The following is a 19536-nucleotide window of genomic DNA, read 5'->3' as shown; positions in this document are numbered from 1 at the left end:
GGGAGAAATCGTGAACGACAACAGGGCGACATCTCTGCTGACCGCCGCCGGAACGGTCTTCCTGCCGGGGGATGACGGATACGACCGGGCGCGCGGCACCTGGTCGCTCGAGGCCGACCTGCGGCCGGCGGCCGTGGTCTACCCGGAGAGCGCCGACCAGATCAGCGCCGTCCTGCGCGCCGCCGGCCGGGCCGGCCTGCGGGTCACGCCGGTCGGCACCGGGCACAACGCCCACCCACTGCCCGACCTCGGCCGTACGGTCATGCTCCGCACCTCGCGCCTCACCGGCGTCACTGTCGACGCGGCCCACCGCCGGGCCCGCGTGCGGGCCGGCACCACCTGATCGCCCGTCGTCGAGCAGGCGGCCGGGCACGGCTTCGCCCCCGAGCTGCCCGAGCCGTTCCGCGGCCGGAACTGGGTGATGATCGACGGCGCCGTCCAGGCCGGCGACGAGCGGGCCGAGCGGCTTCTGGCCCCGCTGCGTGAGCTCAAGCCGGAGATCGATACGTTCGCCCGGGTGCCGTCGCCCGTGGTCTCGCGCATCCACATGGATCCGGAGGAGCCGACCCCGGGCTTGAGGTACGCGTCGTCATGAGCCTTCTCGAGCGCCGTACCCCCGGGAAAGCACCTGGCGATCGGCGGCCTCACCACGGACGTGTGCGTGCTGCACACGGCCCTGGGCGCCCGGCGCCACCACCACGAGCTGGATGTCGCTGGCGACCGAACTGGCCGGCCTCTACGCCAACGACACCAGGGGCGTCCTGCCCCAGCTCCTGGCGCTGGACGCCAACCTGACGTCGGCCGGGCTCAACGAGGTGCTTTCCGACCTCTCACCCACTCAGCCCTGAGCGCCTTCGACAGGTAGCCACAGCTCCCGGGCCTCCCGATCGACCAGCACCACGATCTCGGGGCCCGGGCGCAACCGCCACGGATTCGACGGGAACCACTCGGTCGCCGTGGCGGCCCAGGTCTCAGGCAGAGACGCTTCGGTCGTACGGAACACCGCCCACGCCCCGGCCGCCACCTCGAGAGTGTCCAGATCGGCGGGCACGGGCGTGCCGGCCGTGACGGCGGCTCCGTGCAGATAGGTGAGCTCGCTGCCCTCCGTACGATCGGAATCCAGGTCGTCGAAGACCTGGAGCAGACCGCCCGGCTCGGTGTCACTGAGCTCCTTGAGGCGCTGGTGCTCGGCGGCCGGCAGGCCGGCGATGTGCTGCTGGATCAGCGGATTCGGGCCACGGTGGATCAGCGGAACCCGGGCCGCGTGTCCCGCGACGCGGAAAGCGGGCCGGTCGGCGATGCGAGTTTCCATGGGGTTGCCTCCTTCGACGGTCAGACGGAACGTGAGTCGCGGCTGCGTGCGGAGCGGCCCACCGTTCCGGCGGACGTCACCGGGCGAGGCGCCGTGCACCGCCCGGAACGCCCGGCCGAACGCCTCGGCCGACCCGTAGCCGTAGCGCACGGCGATGCCGAGCAGGTCGTCCCGGCCCCGGATCACGTCGGCCGCGGCCATGGTCATCCGCCGCCGCCGCACGTACTCCGAGAGCGGCATGCCGGCCAGCGACGAGAACATCCGCCGCAGATGGTGCTCGGTCGTCCCGAGTTCCTTGGCCGTCTCGGCGACGTCGAGTTCGTCGGCCGCCTCGACGAGCGAGACCAGCCGGTTCAGTGCCGCGATCACGGGTTCCACTCTGGCGGAGACCTCAAGGCCCGCGCCCGACCGGCGCGGCCCGATGCGATCAGGTGGGGTCAGACGTCGAGGGCCCAGCTCACGAAGCGCAGCTTCGGGGTGAAGCCGGCCCGCTCGTAGACCTTCAGCGCGGGGCTCTCCGAGTCCGCCTCGACGAGCGCCCGGTCGTAGCCCTCGGCGGCCGCGGCCCGGAGCGCGTGCCCGATCAGGGCGGCGGCGACGCCCCGCCGGCGGTAGGCCGGCTGCGTCGCGATGAACATGAAGCGGGCGTCGCGGACGCCGGTGGCCGCGGTGTCGGCGTCCCAGGACATCGTCACCAGCATGCCCGCCGGGGTTCCGTTCGCCTCGTCGCGGAGCAGGAAACTGACTGTGGGACGGAACGCCTGGTTCGTGATCTTGCTCTTCCAGGACTCCACGGTCATCGGCGCCCGCAGCAGGTCGTCCTGGAACGCCTCGTTGCGGATCAGCCGGAAGTCCTCGTCGTTCCGCTCCGACCAGGGCTCGACGCGCAGCCCGGCCGGGATCGCCGTCCCGGTGACGTTGTCGCCGAGCGGGTGCTGCATGTGCTGGTAGTAGCTGACCGGCGTGAAGCCCTGGGCCGTCATCAGCTCCGGCAGGCCGGCCATGCTCTCGGGCTTGTGAACGTCGACGGCCAGCTTCAGCGCCGGGTGGTGCCGCGCGTGCAGATCCTTCGCCGCCGCCACCCCGGCCGTCACGAGCCGGGTGCCGAGTCCGCGGCGCCGGTAGCCCGGGGCCACCCCGCCGTCCATGACGATCCGGTGGACTCCCTCCGGCGCCGCCTGGTACCGGGTCTTCATGAAGCCGGCCATCACGTCGCCGTCGAAGGCGGCGAGGCTCCCGCGCTCGAGATCGGTGTAGGGGTCGATCAGTTCCTGGAGGGTGTCCTGCTCGTCGTAGTACTCGCCGATCCGGTCGACCGCCTCCATGGCGTTCAGCAGGTCCGCCGACGTCCTCGCGTCGCCGGGGGAGAGCGGCCGCCAGGTCAGTGCGCTCGATGCTTCATGCATTCGGGGGAGGCTAGCCCCTGGCGCCCGAGTCGTCGCCTCATTTCACCGCGCGGGGCCGAAGGGCGCGAGCCGCGCGGCCGGAGGGGTGCGGGCCGCGCGCGGCCGGAGGAGTGCGGGCCGCGCGCGGTTGCGAGGGTGTACGGGCCGCGCGGGGTGCGAGGGTGAACGGGCCGCGCGGCGCGAGGGCGATCGGGCCCCGCGCGGCGCACGGGTGGGGGTGCGGTCAGAGGCGCAGCTCCGGCCAGTCGAGGAGGCCGGCGCCGAGGTCGCGGACCGTGGCCAGCAGGCCCAGGCGGGCGGCGCGCAGGGCCGGGTCGTCGGCCATGACGAAGACCTCGTCGAAGAAGCGGGCCAGCGGGGCGACCAGCGGGCCCACCGCCGTCGTGAAGGCGGCCAGGTCGGTGCCGAAGTCCGTCTTCACCCCCGAGACCGCCTCGTGCAGGGCCAGTTCGGCCGGCTCGACCAGGGCCGCCGGGTCGTAGCCGGCGGCGGTGTCGGCCGGCAGGATGCGGCGGGCCCGCTGGATGGCCGCGGCCACCGCCACGAAGTCCGGGTTGCCGACCAGCGTGTCCAGCTGGGTGAGCAGGCCGTCCACCACCGACGGGCGGTCGTAGTGGATGAGGGCGGCCCGGACCCGGTCGACCGGGGCGCCCTCCTCGGTCAGCACCTGCTCCAGGCGGCGGGCCAGGAACTCGCCGGCCGCCGCCAGCACCTCGGCCGGCACCGGCACCGGCTGCTGCGCGGCCGCGGCCGACAGGCCCGACGTGAGGGAGAAGCCGGACAGGGCCGGGTGGGCCCGGTGCACGGCGAGCAGGCCCAGGACCGCCCGGCGTACGGCGAACGGGTCGCTGCTGCCGGTCGGCAGGCCCACCGTGGCGGCCAGGCCGGTGACCAGGTCGAGGCGGTCGGCCAGCGACAACAGGGCGCCGGGGATCGACGCCGGCAGCGCGTCGCCGGTGTTGCGGGGCAGCTCGGCCTCGTAGACGGCGGCCGCCACGTCGCGGGGCTCGCCCGCGTGCAGCGCGTAGTCCTGGGCCATCACGCCGGCCAGCGACGTCATCTCGGTGACCAGCTGCGAGCCGAGGTCGAACTTGACCAGGCGGGCCGCGCGGCCCAGGGTGGCCGAGCCCAGGCCGAGGCCGTCGGCGATGGACAGGGCCAGCGCCGCGATCCGGCCCGACCGGTCGGCCATCGAGCCGAGCTTGTCGGTGAAGGTCAGCCGGGTCAGGCGCTCGCGCATGTCGGCCGGGGAGGTCGAACGGTCGGCGCGGTAGAAGAACGCCGCGTCCTCGTACCGGGCCCGCAGCACCGCCTCGTTGCCGGCCCGCACCAGCTCCACGTCGACCGGGCCGTTGGCGACCGTCACGAACATCGGCAGCAGCTGACCCTCCGCGTCACGCACCGGCAGGTACCGCTGGTGTTTGCGCATCACGGTCGTCAGCACGGCGTCGGGCAGCGACAGGTAGCTCTCGTCGAACGTGCCCAGCAGCGGCGTCGGCGCCTCGACCAGGTAGCTGATCTGCTCGATCAGCGCCGCCTCGCCGGCCACGTCGATGCGGCCCTCCGGGTAGACGTGGTCCTGGGCGCCGGTCACGATCAGGTCGTGCCGGTCCTCCGGGTCGGCCACGATGCCGGCCAGGGCGAGCGTCTCCATGAAGGTCTCGGCCGACGCGATCTCGACGACCGGGGTCTCCGAGGTGCGCAGCAGCCGGGTCTGCCGGCCGGCGGCCAGGGTGCCGAGCGCCACCGGCACCACGTCGTCGCCCCACAGCGCGGTCAGCCAGCGGATCGGCCGGCTGAACGACAGCTGCGGGTCGTTCCACCGCATGTTCTTGGCCGCGCGCAGGCCGGAGACGACCTTCGCGAGCACGCCGGCCAGCACGGTCGCTGCCGCGCCGCCGGCTTCGTGCTTCTCCACGACATGGTGCTGTACGCCGTTGACCTCGCCCGTCAGCAGCGCGCCGACCGCGACACCCTGACTACGGGCGAACCCCTCGACGGCCTTCTCGGGCGCGCCGACCTTGGGGCCCTTCACCGTCCGTACATGATCGGTCTCTTTGGCCGCGACCGAGGCGACCACCGCGACCAGCCGCCGCGGTGTCGCGAAGGTCCGGACCTCGTCGTGCTCGAGCCGGGTGCCGGCCAGGCCCTCGGTGACCGCGCGCTGGAGATAGGCCAGCGCGGCACGCGCCTCGGACGGCGGCAGCTCCTCGGTGCCGATCTCGAAGACCAGCGCGCGCGGCTCGGCCCGCTCGGCCGGGGTGGAGAACGGCGCCGCCGGCGGCAGGGCCTCGACCAGGCCGAGCGGATGACCCAGCTCGTCGCGGCGGGCCACCCACAGCTTGGCCACCTCGCCGGCCAGGCGCCGCATGCGGGCGAACTCGGCGGCCCGGTCGGCGGTGGACACCGCGCCGCGCGAGTCGAGGACGTTGAAAGCCTGCGAGCACTTCAGCACGTACGTGTGAGCGGGCACCGGAAGACCGGCGTCGATCAGCCGCTGCGCCTCGCCCGCGTAGATCTCCAGCAGCTGCCGGTTGGCGGCCACGTCGGCGTCGTCCAGGTAGTACCGGGACATCTCGTACTCGCCCTGGCCGAAGACCTCGCCGTACGAGATGCCGTCGCCGTACTCGATGTCCTTGAAGTGGGTCTTGTCCTGAAGCGCCATGATGATGCGCTCGATGCCGTAGGTGATCTCCACCGACACCGGGTCGAGGTTGAGGTTGCCGGCCTGCTGGAAGTACGTGAACTGGGTGATTTCGAGGCCGTCGAGCCAGACCTCCCAGCCCAGGCCCCAGGCGCCGAGCGCGGGGGAGGCCCAGTTGTCCTCGACGAAGCGGACGTCGTGCGCGTTCACGTCGATGCCGATGGCGGCCAGGCTACCCAGGTAGAGCTCCTGCGGGTTGCCCGGGTCGGGCTTGAGGATCACCTGGAGCTGGGTGTGCGTCTGCAGGCGGTTCGGGTTCTCGCCGTACCGCGAGTCGTCGGGCCGCACGGAGGGCTCGGTGTAGACGACCCGCCAGGGCTCCGGGCCGAGCACGCGCAGGAAGGTCGCCGGGTTCAGCGTCCCCGCACCGACCTCCGTGTTCATCGGCTGGACCGTCAGGCATCCCTGAGCGGTCCAGTACGCGGTCAACCGGGCCAGTGCGTCCTGCATGGTGAGCATGGGACGGAAGTCTAAGACGCGCCGCACGAGGGTAGTGAGCCAAATATGCTCGACGGTGATCTTTACGCCTTTCAGGACCTGCTTTCGACCGACGAGGCCGCCGTCGTGCGGCGCGTCCACGACTTCCTCGACGCCGAGGTCGTGCCGATCGCCAATGACCATTGGGCCCGCGCGGAGTTCCCCCATCATCTGATCAAGAGGTACGCGGACCTCGACATCGCCGACCGGCCGGGCTCGAACCTGCTCAGCGGCTGGCTCGCCCTGGAGATGGCCCGGGCCGACGCGTCGATGGCCACCTTCTACGGCGTGCACGCGGGCCTGGCCATGGGCAGCATCCGCACGTGCGGCTCGCCGGAGCAGCAGGAGCGCTGGCTGCCGTCGATGGCGTCGTTCGACAAGATCGGGGCGTTCGCGCTGACCGAGCCGACCGGCGGCTCGGACGTGGCGGCCGGGCTGCGCACGACGGCCCGCCGCGACGGGGACTCGTGGATCCTCGACGGGCGGAAACGCTGGATCGGCAACGCGACGTTCGCCGACCTGATCGTGGTGTGGGCCCGTGATCCGGAGGACAACCAGGTCAAGGGCTTCGTGGTGCCACGGGAGACGCCCGGCCTCACCGCCACGAAGATCGAGAACAAGATCGCTTTGCGTACGGTGCAGAACGCCGACATCGTCCTGGAAGGCGTCCGGGTTCCTTCGTCGTCCAAGCTCGAGAACGCGAACTCCTTCAAGGACACGGCCAAGGTGCTCCGGCAGACCCGCAGCGGCGTCGCCTGGGAGGCGGTCGGGGTCATGCTGGCGGCGTACGAGATCGCCCTTTCCTATTCCAAAGATCGTTCTCAATTCGGCAAGCCGATTGCCTCGTTCCAGCTTGTGCAAGACCTGCTCGTACGAATGGTGGGCAATTTGACCGGATCGCTGGGAATGTGCGTGCGGCTGGCGCAGCTGCAGGACGCCGGGCAGTACCGCGACGAGCATTCGGCGCTGGCCAAGGCGTACTGCACGACCCGCATGCGCGAGGTGGTCGGCTGGGCCCGGGAGCTGCTGGCCGGCAACGGGATCGTGCTCGACTACGACATCGGGCGCTTCGTCGCCGACGCCGAAGCCCTCTATTCGTACGAGGGAACCCGGGAAATCAACACGCTGATTGTGGGCCGGGCCATCACGGGGGAGAGCGCCTTCGTCTGATAATCCCCGGATGGAATGGTTACGGCGGCGGGACCCGGGGCTTCTCGCCATCCGGCGCGCGGTGCGCGTCACGCTGGTCGCCTGCCTCGGGTTCTATCTCTGCCGGTACGTCCTCGACCTGCCGGCGATGGCGCCGTACGCGCTGTTCGGCACGGTCGCCCTGGGCGCGCTGTCGCAGATCCCGGGCAGTCCCCGCCAGCGGGCGGCGACGCTGATCGCCGTGCTGCCGGTGGCCTGGGCGCTGGTCGGCGTGGGCACGCTGCTGTCGGTGAGCAACTGGGCGGCCGCGGCCGGCATGTTCGTGCTGGGCTTCGCGGTGAGCTTCGTCGGCGTCGGCGGGCCCCGCCTGGTCGGGCTCGCGGCCGGGATGCAGCTGCTCTACATCCTGCCGTGCTTTCCGCCGTACGATCCCGGCTCGCTCCCGCAGCGGCTGGCCGGCGTGACGATGGCCGTGGTGCTGCTGGCCGCGGCCGAACTCCTGCTGTGGCCCGACCCGACCCCGACGCCGTACCGGGAGCGGCTGGCCCGCGCGGTGGCGCTGCTCTCGTCGTGCTTCGACGCCCTGGCCGACGAATGGTCGGGCTCGCCGGCCGCCTCGGGCGCTCCGGGCCGGTCGCGGCTGGCGGCGCTGCTGCCTGAGGTGACGGAGGCGGCCGAGGCGCTGCGGCCCTCGCGGCTCCCACCCGGGCTGCGGCCGGCGTCGGCGTCGCGGCGGGACCGGGCGCTCAGCGCGGCCGCCGGCACCGCCCGCCTGCTGGTCGGCCGGGCGGCCGACCTCTACTTCCTGGAGGACCGGCAGGCGGTCACGCTGCCGGCGTCGGCCCGGCTGCTGCGGGCGGCGGCCGGCTGCACGGACACGGTCGCCGAGTGGCTGTACGGCCGGGGACCGCTGCCCGACACGGACAAGCTGGCCGCGGCGCTGGCCGACTTCCGCCGGGCCCGCACCGAGACCGACCCGAGCGGCCTGCCCCCGGAACGGCTCGAGCTGGGCGCCCTGGCACTGACCCTGGGGGAGTGGACCAAGTCGCTGGTCTTCGCGGTGCGCATCGCGGCCGGGGAGAAGCCGGCGACGCTGGTGCCGGGCTCGTTCTGGTACGCGGGACGCAGCACCCCGTACCTCTGGTGGCACCGCCTGAGGGAGAACCTGACGCCCCGGTCGGTCGCCTTCCAGGGCGCGCTGCGCCTGGCCGCCGCGCTGGCGGTGGCCCGGCTGGTCGCGGGCGGTCTCGACCTGTCGCACGGCTTCTGGGTGCTGCTGACCATCCTGACGGTGCTGCGGGCGTCGGCCGCCGAGACCCGTTCGACGCTGAAGCCGGCCCTGATCGGCACGATCGGGGGCTCGGTGGTGGCGGCCGGCCTGCTGCTGCTGGGCCTGGACCCGACGGTGTACGTGGTGGCCCTCCCCCTGGTGATGATCGCCGGCTTCGCCTCGGGCCCGCTGCTCGGCCTGGGCTGGGCGCAGGCGCTGTTCACGCTGGTCATCACGCTGGTCTTCGCCCAGGTCACGCCGGTCGACTGGCGCCTGGCCGAGGTACGGGTGCTGGACGTGGTGGTCGGGGCGGTGGTCGGAGTGCTGATCGGCCTGTTCGCCTGGCCCCGCGGCGGCGCGGGCGAACTGCGCCGGGCGGCGGCGAACTTCATGGCGGCGTCGGCCGACGTCGTCCGCGAGACTGTCGCGGTGATGGCCCAGGGCTCCGCGCAGGCCTCGGCCCTGCCGGCCGCCCGGGGCGCGAGCCTGCTGGCCGAGGCGTCGTTCGCGCTCTACCAGAGCGAACACCACCCGGACTCCCCGGTCGACTGGCAGGCCACGTTGCTGGCCGGCCACCACGCCGTCCGGGGCGCGGAGGCCCTGATCCGCTCCTGCCCGGCCGGCGGCCTCCTGCCGTGCGAAGCCCAGCTGACCACCTCGGCCGAGGACGTGGCCGCCTGCTACACCCGGGCCGAGTCCAGCCTGCGCCGGGGCGCGGCCCTGCCGCCGGTACCCCCGCCGGTCCCCGTGCCCTGGCCCAACGACCTGGGCCAGGACCTCTACGTCATAGCCGACCTGCGAGTCTGGCTCCTGGGCCTCCGAGACGACTTGGCCCCCCACCCCGAACCAGGCGAAACCCTACGAGCCCGAGCCTCCCGAGTAGCCGACGGCGCCGCCTGACCCCCTCGGCCCGCTCCTCCCGTTTCACGAAATCTCGGGCGAAAGGCTGGCATCGTCGGCGGGGTGAAGGGACCCAGCCGAGCGGAGGCCACCCGCGGCGTCGAACAGCGCCTCGAAGCCACCTTGCACGCGCACGCCGGCCTGCGCCTGGTCCCGGTCCCGGCTGCTCTGCTGCGCCCGCCGCCCGGCCCCGGCCCTCGCATTCTCCGCGGCGGCCACCTGCCCGACCTGGGCGACACCACCGGCACCATCGCCGACGAGATCCGCCACTTCTGGGAGGAATCCGGCTGCCGCGTCGAGGACGGCCCCGGCCCCGACGGCCGCGTCCTCGTCATCCACGACCCCGCCGGCTACGTCATCACCCTGGTCCACCTGCCCGGCGACGCCGATCCGACCCTCACGGTCGCCTCACCCCGCGTACCCGCCGAAATGATCGACCGTGGTCTTCTGGCCGGCCTTCTCGCCGGCATCGCCCTCGGCTGCGCCGGCCCGTGCCTGTTCTCGCTCGGCTCCATGACGGCTTTTCCATCGCTGGCCGGCTTCTCCGCCCCGTTCTGGGCCTGGGTACCCCTCTACCTGCTGGTCGGGGCGGGCTCCGCCTGGTTCCCCGAGACCCGCAAGTTCGGCGCCGGTTTCCTGGCCGCCGGCGCCGTCGTCGGAATCTCGGTCGCCGCCCTCTTCAGCTGAGAGCCGCCGCCCTCGTCGGCTGAGCGTCGCCTTTCCCGCCGAGAGCCGCCGCCCTCGTCGGCTGAGCGTCGCCTGTCCCGCCGAGAGCCGCCGCCCTCGTCGGCTGAGCGTTGCGGCTCCTTTTTCAGCCGAGCTGCGGGCGTGCGCGGCGCTGGCCGCCGCCGTACTGCTTGGTGTCGCGCTTGGCCTCGTACATCGCCGCGTCCGCGCCCTTCATCAGCGCCTCGTAGTCCGTCGCGTCCTCCGGGTAGAGGGCGATCCCCACGCTGCCGCCCACCGTCACCTGCTTGCCGTCGATGGTGAACGGCTGGCGCAGCCGGTCGCAGATGCGCTCGGCCACCGCCGACGCCACCGCGTCGTCGGGGTCGCGGGTGAGCAGGATGGCGAACTCGTCGCCGCCGAGCCGGGAGACCACGTCGTCGTCGCGGACGGCGCCCAGCAGCCGCTTCGCCACCTGCTGGAGCAGGGCGTCGCCGGCCTGGTGGCCCTCGGTGTCGTTGACCTGCTTGAAGCCGTTGAGGTCGAGCACCATCAGCGCCACCTGGCCACCGTGCGAGGCCGCGTCGCTGACCGCCCGCTCGGCCCGGTCGATCAGGTACGACCGGTTCGGCAGGCCGGTGAGCGAGTCGTGGAACGCCTGGTGGCTGAGCTGCGCGACGTGGGCCTGGGCGGCCTGGCGCATGCCGGCGCTGTCGACGATCAGGGTACCCTCGACCGAGAGCTGCTCGGCGAAGATCCGGTCCCGGAACGTCCATTCACGCGGCGTCGACGAGTCCCCGCACAGGATCATGCCGACCGGCCCTTCGGCCGACATCAACGGCATGGCGATGTACGACTTGAGCTCCATCCGGCGTACCGGCCCGCTCGGCAGGACCTGGGCCGTCGAGGCGTCGTTGACGAGCGCCACCTTCCCGTCCTTGATCGCCCGCCACATCGGCGTCTGGTCGATGGCCTCGCCGAGGGCGGTGGCGAAGGCCTCGTCGTCCGGCGAGCTGACCCCGTGCACGTAGCTGATCTTGCCGGTGGCGTCGATGAGGCAGACCGCGGCGTGCTCGGTCCGGAAGCCGTCGGCGGCCGCGCTGGTGAGGATGCGGCCGGCCGCCTCGACGCTCGTCGCGGTCATGCCCTCTTCGAAGAGGCGCCGAATGATCGTGGTGTTGTGCGAGACCCACTGCCGCTGCTTCTCGGCGGCGAGGCCCTGCAGGGTGGTGGCGAAGTGCAGCGCCAGCGCGGCGAGCACGTCGGTGCGCAGCGCCTCCAGGTTGCCGCCGGTGAGCAGGAGCACGCCGACGGTCTGCCCGCCGATGCGCAGCCGGATCGGCATCTGCTCGCCAGTGACTTTCGGGGCGGCGCCCGCGGCCAGCCGGAACACCTTGCCGGCGGTGAAGTTGTCGCGCTTGCCGGGCTCACCGAGCTGGGCGGTCGGGTAGAGCAGGCCGGTCTCGGAGTCGAGCTCGAACACCGTCGCGGCGGTGAGGCCACCCGCCCGCACGAGATGGGCCCCGGTCAGCTCGAGGACGTGCTGGACCGACGGCGTGTCCTTGGTCATGAACGTGACGAGGTCAGAGAGCAGCGCATCCTGCGGCTCGTCGACGGTCTCCGGGCCTGACGGCCGGATTTCACTGCTCACGCTCATGCCCTTATGAGTCGGCAGCGGGCGCCGGAGCTTGACGGGCCGGTCGAGTGCGAGCCGGGTGCACGTCGGTTCCCTGCCCCTTCGGGCAAACATCGACGTCCATGAGTCCTTGACGCTACCTGTGAAACATTGTTGAAATGTGTTGGCTCATGGCGTAACACGAGCGACCGAAGGGACCATCGCGCGTGAAGAGACATGCCCTGCTAGCCGCCCTCCTGATCACCGCCTCTCTCGGCCTGGCCGCCCCCGCCGGCGCCGCCCCCGCCCCCGCCGGCGCCGCCAGCGCCCCGCCCACCTGGCACCCCGGCATTCCGCCGCTGGCCACCCCATGGACCAGCCAGGTCGGCCCCGCCAACGCCCTCCCCGAATATCCGCGGCCGCAGCTCACCCGCGACAAGTGGCAGAACCTCAACGGCGTCTGGGAGTTCGCCAAGGCCGAGGTCAATCAGGCCGTACCCACCGGGCAGAGCCTCGGCGAGCGCGTCCTGGTGCCGTACCCCATCGAATCCGCCCTCAGCGGCATCCAACGGCACGAAGACCGCATGTGGTACCGCCGGACCTTCACCGTTCCGGCGAACTGGAAGGTCGGCTCGGGCAACCGCCTGCGCCTCAACTTCGGTGCCGTCGACTACGACGCGAAGGTCTACGTCAACGGCACGCAGGTCGCCACGCACCGGGGCGGCTACGACGGCTTCGACGCCGATGTCACCGACGCGCTGACCGGCACCGGCCCTCAGGAGCTGATCGTCTGGGCCGAGGATCTCACCGACGCCACCGGCCAGCCGATCGGCAAGCAGCGCCGTACGAGCGACCGCGGCATCTTCTATCAGGGCAGCTCCGGCATCTGGCGCACGGTCTGGATAGAGCCGGTCCCGAGCGCGAGCATCACCGAGCTGGTGTCGACGCCGTCTTTGTCGGCGTTGCGCCTCAAGGTCAACGCGACCGGGAGCGGCCTGACCGTCAAGGCGGTGGCGCGCGAGGGCTCCCGCGTCGTCGGCACGGCGACGGGCGCCGCCGGCACCGAGCTGACCCTGCCGATCACCAAACCCAAGCTGTGGACCCCCGACAATCCTTTCCTGTACGACTTGACGGTCACCCTGCAGAGCGCGGGCAAGACGGTCGACACGGTGGGTTCGTACTTCGGGCTGCGCACGGTCGGCACCGCCAAGGGCGCCGACGGCAAGCTCCGCATCACCGTCAACGGCAAGATCGTGTTCAACATGGCGAACCTCGATCAGGGCTTCTGGCCCGACGGCCTGCACACCGCGCCCACCGACGCCGCCCTCAAGTGGGATCTTCAGCAGGACAAGGCGATGGGCTTCAACGCGGTCCGCAAGCACATCAAGGTCGAGCCGGACCGCTGGTACTACTGGGCGGACAAGCTGGGCCTGCTGATCTGGCAGGACATGCCGGCGGCGAACACCGGCCCGATCCCGCCCGAGTGGCGCGACCAGTTCGAGGCCGAGCTGCACGAGATGGTCCGCGAACACGCGTCCTGGACGTCGATCATCGCCTGGGTGCCGTTCAACGAGGGCTGGGGCGAGTGGGACCGGGCGGCCACCGGCCGGATCGCCGACGCGGTCAAGGCGCAGGACCCGTCCCGACTGGTCAACGCGCACAGCGGCGTCAACTGCTGCAACTCCAAGGGCGACTCCGGCCGCGGCGACGTGATCGACTTCCATCAGTACCTGGGTCCGGCGTCCCCGGCGCCGTCGGCGACCCGCGTGTCGATCGACGGTGAGCACGGCGGCTACGGCTTGAAGACCTCCAACCACATGTGGTTCGGCGACGGCCAGGCGTACGAGATGACGCCCGACTCGGCCACCCTGACCGCGAAGTACGTGGCCAACCAGCAGGACGTGCTGACCTCGGCGCAGTACTGCGGGATCAGCGCGGCCATCTACACCCAGCTCTCGGACGTGGAGGGCGAGCTCAACGGCTTCTTCACGTACGACCGTCAGGTCACGAAGATGGACCTGCGCCAGGTCAGGGCCATCAACCAGAAGATCATCAAATCGGCCGACGGCTCCGGCGCCGCGGTGCCGCAACCGCCGGCCGGCACGCCCGGCCTGACCGGGATCGCCTTCTGGCCGCTCGACTCCTCCTACGGCGGTCTGACACCCGCCGGTTCTTTCGTCGACGGACACAACGGGCAGGGTGTGGCACTCAACGGTTCGTCGGAGTTCCTCGACGCCGGCTCGCCGCTCCTGAACACCGCCTCGGACTATTCGGCCGCCGCCTGGGTGAAGCTCGACAAGGCGGACGGCGGCTTCCAGACGGTGGTCAGCCAGGACGGCCCGCAGAACAGCGACTTCTTCCTTCAGTACTCCGGCGCCGACCAGCGCTTCGCGATGAGTTTCGCCGGCGTCCGCGCGCTGGCCCCGGTCAAGCCCACCGTCGGCCAGTGGTACCACCTGGTCGGCGTCCGGGACACGGTCAAGGGCGAATTGCGGTTGTACGTCGACGGCACGCTCGCCGGCTCGGTCAGCGCCTGCCTGCCGCAGGCCGCGCCGACCGGCAACACCGTGATAGGCCGCGGCAAGTACGGCGGCAACCCGGTCGATTACCTGGACGGCACGGTCGATCAGGTCCATCTGTACGACCGCGCTCTGTCACCCGCCGAGATCGCCGACCTGTACGCCTCCGGCAACTGACCCGGCGCATGGGGGCGGGTCCATCGACCCGCCTCCATGCTGCTGGATCTAGGACAGTGTTTTCCCAGCTCAAGTCCTACATTCGGCACATGCGCATCGCGACGTTCAACCTGGAGAACTTCGACGAGACCCCGGCCGGCGTCCGCCCGTCGCTCGCCGACCGCATCGCCCTCATGCGCCCGCAGATCAAGCGGCTGCGCGCCGACGTCGCCTGCTTCCAAGAGGTCCACGGCCAGGAACGCCCCGGCCAGCCCCGCGACCTGCACGCCCTGCGCGAGCTGCTGGCCGGCACGAACCTCGAGGGCGCCGAACTGGTGAGCACGAAACCCAAGGACGACGGCGTCTACAACGAGCGCAACCTCGTCGTAGCCACCCACCTCCCGGTCCTGGCCCGCCACCAGCTCCGCAACGAACTGGTCAAAGCACCCACCTACCGCCGCCTGACGGCCAACCCGCCCGACCAGTACCCCATCGAGATCAACGTCGAGCGCCCCATCCTGCACGTGGAGCTCAACGTCGGCGGCACCCCCCTGCACGTCATCAACGTCCACCTCAAAAGCAAGATCCCCTCCGACATCCCCGGCCAGACCATCGACGCCTACACCTGGCGCAGCGCCGACAGCTGGGCCGAGGGCAGCTTCATCTCGTCGATGAAGCGCATGGCCCAGGCCCTGGAGGTCCGCCGCCTGGTCGACCAGCTCCTGGACGCCGACCCCGAGGCCCGCATCGTCGTGGCCGGCGACTTCAACGCCACCCCCGACGAGGTACCGGTCCTGGCCATCCGCGGCCAGGTGGAGGACACCGGCAACGGCGCCCTGGCCGGCCGCGTGCTGGTACCCATCGAGACCACGGTCCCCGAGTCCTCCCGCTACACCCTCTTCCACCAGGGCCGCGGCGACATGCTCGACCACATGCTGGTCACCCGCACCATGCTCGCCCACTACCGAGGCTCGGAAATCCACAACGAACTCCTCCACGACGAGTCCCAGTCCTTCGCCACCGACATCAAGTTCCCGGAGTCCGACCACGCCCCGGTGGTTGCGACCTTCGAGTTCTAGGCCCTCCTCATGCCTTCCTTTCACGCAGCCCCGGCATCCTCGAGCGGTTCCGGCTGATCCGCCCACGGGGCTGCGTTCCGCCACCGTCGCGTCAATTCCGGATACGCGTCCCAGCCGGCATGAGCTGCCTTGTAGGCAGTGGCAATCCCCAACTCGGCGACCGTGACCCACACGCGAGCGATCAGTTCCGAGTCATCGCTGGCGGGGAAATCCAGCATGAGGTTCACGTCTTTGGCGAGGTTCGCCAGATCATCCGCCTCATATCGGGTGGTCGATTCGAGATAGGGGAGGACGCAGCGAGCGAGCGCCTCGACAGTCGGGACTGACAGGAAAAACTGCATCTTGACGCACCGGCGCAGAACCTCGGCGACGACAGCCAGGGTCGCGCCGGAATCAGTCGCGAGACGATCGAAGATGAGCCGGGCCGCGTCCTGCTCCTCATCCGATCCAAGGGCTCTTATCGCCTCGACGCAAGCTGGGTAGACCTTGAGCCGGTCGTCTTCCGTCGCCTCGCCCAACGGCAGCAACCAGGCGGTGAGCAGCAGATGGGCGGCGGAGACATATCCCAGGTCCGGCGACCCCAGGAAGGCGTTCACCGACTGGCCCAGCCGCCCGAGCAACGGCTGCACTGTGTGCATCAGCACGTCGTCCAGGTTTCCGCACTGGAGGTTGGCCTTGCGGATGAGCTGACCGGCGCCGTGCTGCGCGTAGGTATCCCGCCGGCCGTCGGTGTACGGCAGGCCATACGTCCACGCCGGGTCGACCGGCCGAGGAGACGGATCGCCCGTCATCGAGAGCCGGAAACTCCGCTGCTCACCCTCCCACGTCCTGTCCAGCAGGAGGACGTCAGCGATGCCTGACCACTCGTCGCTGCTGAGCTGGGAACGCCACAGCAGCGCTTCCTGATGCCAGGCGCCGACCGGGTCGGCGCTCGGGCCGAGCAGATCGCGGGCGCTGAGATCGTCGACCAGGCAGGCGGTCAGCAGGACCAGGTTGGCGCTGTAGGCGGCATGCCGGGCCGGCACCGTTTGGTGGCGTGGCTGGTAAGCCTCATAGGTCCGGCCGACGCGGGGAAGGTGCGCCGCCCGGAAGAGCCGGATCGTGAGTTCGGCGAGGCGGGCCCGTTCGTCCGGCGAGACCGCGACGGTGTTCTCGACGAGGAACGTGAGGACCGGCAGACGGTTGGACAGGGGCGCGAAGGACAGCAGGGCGTGCAGCCGGTCGTCGTCGGCGGGGGCGGCGCTCAGCGAGAACTCGGATACGGCCTCGCGGGCCGCGATCTCCCGCAGGGCGCGCCAGACGATCCAGGCGACCAGGTATTCGCCGAAGGTGGCGTGCAGGAACTCGTAGGTTCTGAGGTCGGCGCCGTCCCGGGACGCCTTGGAGTGGTGGATGAAGAAGAAGCGGCCCAGGGCCTTCTCGGCGGAGGTCAGGGGAGCGCGCATGTCGGAGCGGCTCGCGGGGGAGGACGAGACCAGCAGGGCGGCCAGGTCGGACTCCAGCTCGGGCTCGCTGATCCACTGGGTGCCCCGGTTGAACATGGCCAGGCCGACGATCGCCAGCCGGTGCAGTTCCTCGTCGACGGCCCGGGCCAGGCCGCGGTCGTCCAGGTCGGGGTGGTGCTTCGTGATCTCGCGGGTGGCGAAGTTGCGGAGCAGACGGCTGTACAGCTCGCCCTGGCCCAGGTCGCCGGTCAGGCGCTGAAGAGCGTTGCCGTCCGCGTCGTAGAGGGCGAGCATCAGCAACAGCAGAGGCTGACCGGCCAAGCCCTCGTGGCGCAGGACCGTGGGCGCGGGCAGGGGCGCCAGGTCGCGGGTGTGCAGCCAGCCGGCGTTGGCGGCGTTCCAGACGTCAAGCCAGGCCCGTACGCGGTCCTCGTCGAAGGGTTCGAGGCGCAGCGCGACAGTGTCCTCGGGGGCGCGGGCGCGGTCGGCCACGCTGGTGCGGCTCGTGACCAGCACCGCCAGGGGCCGGCCCTGGTCGGCCTCCCGCTGTTGGAAGCGAGCGATCCGGACCAGGTAGTCGGTCTGGCTGACGCCGGTGGCCTGCAGCAGTTCGTCGAAACCGTCCAGGATCACCACCGGCAGGGTGTCGGGGCCGGAGCGGACCAGGGCGGGCCACTCGACGCGCTCACCGGTGGCGGCCCGGATGGCGTACTCGATCTGGTCCTGCAACTCGGCGTCGGCCGGCACCTCGCGCAGCACGACGCGGATCGGCAGGAAGTCGGCGGCCGGCAGCCGGGCGGCCATGACCTTGGTCAGCACCGACTTGCCGGAGCCGGGCTGTCCCAGGACCAGCAGCGGGGCGACGACGGCCTCGGGGGACGTCAGGTGGCCCGTCAGGAACTCGTCCAGGTCGGCGCGGACGGCCTGGGAGGACCACCACCGCTCGTCGCTGGGCGGGACACCGGGCCGGACCCGGGCCACCCGGAACCGGGGCTGCACGTAGGCCTCGGCCAGCGTCGGGATGCGCAACCCGGGTGGGGCATCGGACGACTCGACGATCGGGCGGTCGAGAGCCGCGCGGTAGGCGTTCGCCACCGCGGCGCGGCGGTCGTCGGGCAGACGGCCGGTCGAGATGTCGGTGAGCAGGCGCTGCATGCCGGACATGGCGGAGGCGAGCTGCCCCACCACGGCGTGATGACGCCGGGCCGACCAGAGCGCGACCTCGGGGAAGTCGGCCGCCAACTGCCGGAGGAGGCCGTCGTAGCGCTCGACGGCCTTTTCCGGCAGCTCCTCGAGCACCTCGGCCGCGCGCTCCTGGGCATGGATGGGCAGGCGGTCGACGGCCGCGAGGCCCTGGACGAAGCTCAGCGTCGACACCGCGAGCTCGCGGTAATACGTCTTGAGCCGTCGATGAAACTCCTCGTCGGGCTCGTGGGGCGAGGGCAGCGGCACCGGGTAGGCCAGGCCGTCACCGGCCAGCACCTGCGCGGCCGCGCCGGAGCCGCCGGCGGCCAGCGACTCCTGCTCGGCGCGGGTCAGCTCGAGGTCGGCGAAGCGGAAGGGAAGGTCGGCGCCGGCCATCTCCTCGAAGAAGGCGGTCACCACGAGAACCGAGTGGGCGGCCTCGATCCGCCGGGTGCGGTTGTGACGGGACAGGCCGCTGCGTTTCTCGGCGGCGTCGCGCACCAGTTCCTTTCCGAGGCGCGCGAACTCGGCCTTGGCGTCGAACAGGCCGAGCACCGCGGGGAAGGCGGGCACCGCGGCCAGCAGCAGGCCGCCGGCGACATTGTCGAGGGCCGTGACCAGCTTGCTGTCACCACCGCCGAGCAGCCGCGCGGCGTCGGCGTAGCTGAGCGTCCTGGCCATTCGTGAACTCCCTCGCTGAGGTATCCGAGGCGTCCATCATGGTCGACGCGGGTCAGGCGCGCGTCCACCCGAGGTCTGACCAACCCAGGGCTGACGACGGGCACGGCCGACGGTGGGAAGCTCGGCGAGCCGAAGACGCGGCGAGGAAAACGAACACCGGCCGAAGGAGAAGACGATGCGGAACCTAGACCGTCCGTTCCACGCGGATCACGGCGGCTGTGGCGTTGTCGGCGCCGCCCGCGGTAAGGGTGTCGTCGAGGATGGTGGCCACGGCGGCGGCCGGGTCGTCGGTGGCCAGGACGCGGGTCAGGCGCTCGTAGGTGAGCTGGTCGGAGACGCCGTCGGTGCAGAGCAGGTAGACGTCGCCGGGGCGCAGGGTCACGTTGAGCAGGTCGGGCTCGGGGGCGTCGGGGTGACCGGCGTAGCGGGTCAGCCGGTATCGGGCGGCCGCGGCCTCCTCCGAGTCGGCCGCGAACCAGCCGTGCAGCACCCCGACCCAGGCGATCGTGTGGTCGGTGGTGAGCAGGTCGAGCAGGCCGTCGCGCAGGCGGTAGGCGCGGGAGTCGCCGAGCTGCACGATCCAGCCGTCGGCGTCCACCGCCGCGAAGGCGGTCAACGTGGTGCCGGTCAACTGTGGCAGGTTGCTGCCGGCCCGCCGTACGGCCTCGGAGGCCTGGGAGACCGCGTCCCGCAGGGCGGTCGGCTCGGGGGAGAGGGCCGGCTCGCGCAGCGAGCGAACGAAGACCTCGACGGCGGTGTTGCCGGCTACCGTGCTGCCGGGGCCGTCGCCCATGCCGTCCGCGACGACCGCCAGCGGGTCGCCGGGGTCCAGGTGCAGGACGTCGTAGTTCTCGGTGTATCGGTTGCCGACAACGGAGCCGGCCGCCGCGGTGAGGCGGCGGCCGGTGACGGTCCAGGCGACCTTGGTGATTTCCACCGTTCTTTCTTATCGGACTCCGCCGCCCAAGCGTG

Annotated in this window: 14 protein-coding genes; 8 read left to right on the top strand and 6 right to left on the bottom strand. The window is 71.5% G+C overall.

What is annotated here, in order from left to right; genetic code table 11:
- The first annotated feature begins 10 nt into the window (after positions 1–10).
- The 3 genes from AB0C26_RS28940 (at position 11) to AB0C26_RS28930 (ending at position 848) form a co-directional block, all read left to right on the top strand.
- Complete coding sequence (locus AB0C26_RS28940) at positions 11–343, top strand: FAD-binding protein (protein WP_360253861.1); 333 nt, start codon at positions 11–13, stop codon at positions 341–343.
- A gap of 78 nt (positions 344–421) precedes the next feature.
- The gene (locus AB0C26_RS28935; RefSeq protein ID WP_360253859.1) at positions 422–595 is read left to right on the top strand and encodes a hypothetical protein; all 174 of its coding nucleotides are present in this window, start codon (positions 422–424) and stop codon (positions 593–595) included.
- A 112-nt stretch (positions 596–707) separates the two neighbouring features.
- Positions 708–848, top strand: a complete 141-nt coding sequence (locus tag AB0C26_RS28930; protein WP_360253857.1) for a hypothetical protein — start codon at positions 708–710, stop codon at positions 846–848.
- Here the strand turns inward: AB0C26_RS28930 and AB0C26_RS28925 are convergent.
- From AB0C26_RS28925 to AB0C26_RS28915, 3 genes are all read right to left on the bottom strand, one after another.
- Positions 839–1681, bottom strand: a complete 843-nt coding sequence (locus tag AB0C26_RS28925; RefSeq protein WP_360253855.1) for a helix-turn-helix domain-containing protein — start codon at positions 1679–1681, stop codon at positions 839–841. The two genes, AB0C26_RS28930 and AB0C26_RS28925, sit on opposite strands and share 10 nt — an antisense overlap.
- Before the next feature lie 68 nt (positions 1682–1749).
- Positions 1750–2718, bottom strand: a complete 969-nt coding sequence (locus AB0C26_RS28920; protein ID WP_360253852.1) for a GNAT family N-acetyltransferase — start codon at positions 2716–2718, stop codon at positions 1750–1752.
- A gap of 223 nt (positions 2719–2941) precedes the next feature.
- Positions 2942–5881 (bottom strand): glycine--tRNA ligase, encoded by a 2940-nt coding sequence (locus AB0C26_RS28915; RefSeq protein ID WP_360253850.1) that lies wholly within the window; start codon positions 5879–5881, stop codon positions 2942–2944.
- A 45-nt stretch (positions 5882–5926) separates the two neighbouring features.
- Here AB0C26_RS28915 and AB0C26_RS28910 point away from each other — a divergent pair, with 45 nt between their 5' ends.
- From AB0C26_RS28910 to AB0C26_RS28900, 3 genes are all read left to right on the top strand, one after another.
- Positions 5927–7069, top strand: a complete 1143-nt coding sequence (locus tag AB0C26_RS28910) for an acyl-CoA dehydrogenase family protein (RefSeq protein ID WP_360253848.1) — start codon at positions 5927–5929, stop codon at positions 7067–7069.
- A 10-nt stretch (positions 7070–7079) separates the two neighbouring features.
- Positions 7080–9218, top strand: a complete 2139-nt coding sequence (locus AB0C26_RS28905; protein WP_360253846.1) for an FUSC family protein — start codon at positions 7080–7082, stop codon at positions 9216–9218.
- 63 nt (positions 9219–9281) lie between these two features.
- A complete protein-coding gene (locus tag AB0C26_RS28900; RefSeq protein ID WP_360253844.1) occupies positions 9282–9905 on the top strand; it encodes a hypothetical protein in 624 nt (207 codons plus the stop codon).
- Between the two features lie 124 nt (positions 9906–10029).
- Here the strand turns inward: AB0C26_RS28900 and AB0C26_RS28895 are convergent, their stop codons facing one another.
- A complete protein-coding gene (locus AB0C26_RS28895) occupies positions 10030–11535 on the bottom strand; it encodes a sensor domain-containing diguanylate cyclase (RefSeq protein ID WP_360253842.1) in 1506 nt (501 codons plus the stop codon).
- Positions 11536–11726: 191 nt separating this feature from the next.
- Here AB0C26_RS28895 and AB0C26_RS28890 point away from each other — a divergent pair, with 191 nt between their 5' ends.
- Positions 11727–14195: a LamG-like jellyroll fold domain-containing protein gene (locus AB0C26_RS28890; protein ID WP_360253840.1), complete on the top strand. Its 2469-nt coding sequence runs from the start codon at positions 11727–11729 to the stop codon at positions 14193–14195.
- Between the two features lie 89 nt (positions 14196–14284).
- Positions 14285–15253: an endonuclease/exonuclease/phosphatase family protein gene (locus AB0C26_RS28885; RefSeq protein WP_360253838.1), complete on the top strand. Its 969-nt coding sequence runs from the start codon at positions 14285–14287 to the stop codon at positions 15251–15253.
- 20 nt (positions 15254–15273) lie between these two features.
- On the opposite strand, the gene AB0C26_RS28880 is transcribed toward AB0C26_RS28885, so the two are convergent.
- A complete protein-coding gene (locus AB0C26_RS28880) occupies positions 15274–18564 on the bottom strand; it encodes a hypothetical protein (RefSeq protein WP_360253836.1) in 3291 nt (1096 codons plus the stop codon).
- A 184-nt stretch (positions 18565–18748) separates the two neighbouring features.
- Positions 18749–19501 carry a protein phosphatase 2C domain-containing protein gene (locus AB0C26_RS28875; RefSeq protein ID WP_360253834.1) on the bottom strand — a complete coding sequence of 251 codons (753 nt, stop codon included), beginning with the start codon at positions 19499–19501 and terminating at the stop codon, positions 18749–18751.
- Between the last annotated feature and the right edge of the window lie 35 nt (positions 19502–19536).

The sequence above is a fragment of the Actinoplanes sp. NPDC048796 genome, assembly GCF_040650035.1.
Lineage (GTDB): Bacteria > Actinomycetota > Actinomycetes > Mycobacteriales > Micromonosporaceae > Actinoplanes.
Note: the sequence above shows the minus strand (reverse complement) of the source record. Positions and strands in the feature narration are given on the sequence as shown.

Coding starts and splice junctions, on each gene's coding strand:
- AB0C26_RS28905 (WP_360253846.1), top strand. CDS start 7,080: ATGGAATGGTTACGGCGGCGGGACCCGGGGCTTCTCGCCATCCGGCGC.
- AB0C26_RS28920 (WP_360253852.1), bottom strand. CDS start 2,718: ATGCATGAAGCATCGAGCGCACTGACCTGGCGGCCGCTCTCCCCCGGC.
- AB0C26_RS28935 (WP_360253859.1), top strand. CDS start 422: ATGATCGACGGCGCCGTCCAGGCCGGCGACGAGCGGGCCGAGCGGCTT.
- AB0C26_RS28910 (WP_360253848.1), top strand. CDS start 5,927: ATGCTCGACGGTGATCTTTACGCCTTTCAGGACCTGCTTTCGACCGAC.
- AB0C26_RS28915 (WP_360253850.1), bottom strand. CDS start 5,881: ATGCTCACCATGCAGGACGCACTGGCCCGGTTGACCGCGTACTGGACC.
- AB0C26_RS28880 (WP_360253836.1), bottom strand. CDS start 18,564: ATGGCCAGGACGCTCAGCTACGCCGACGCCGCGCGGCTGCTCGGCGGT.
- AB0C26_RS28930 (WP_360253857.1), top strand. CDS start 708: ATGTCGCTGGCGACCGAACTGGCCGGCCTCTACGCCAACGACACCAGG.
- AB0C26_RS28885 (WP_360253838.1), top strand. CDS start 14,285: ATGCGCATCGCGACGTTCAACCTGGAGAACTTCGACGAGACCCCGGCC.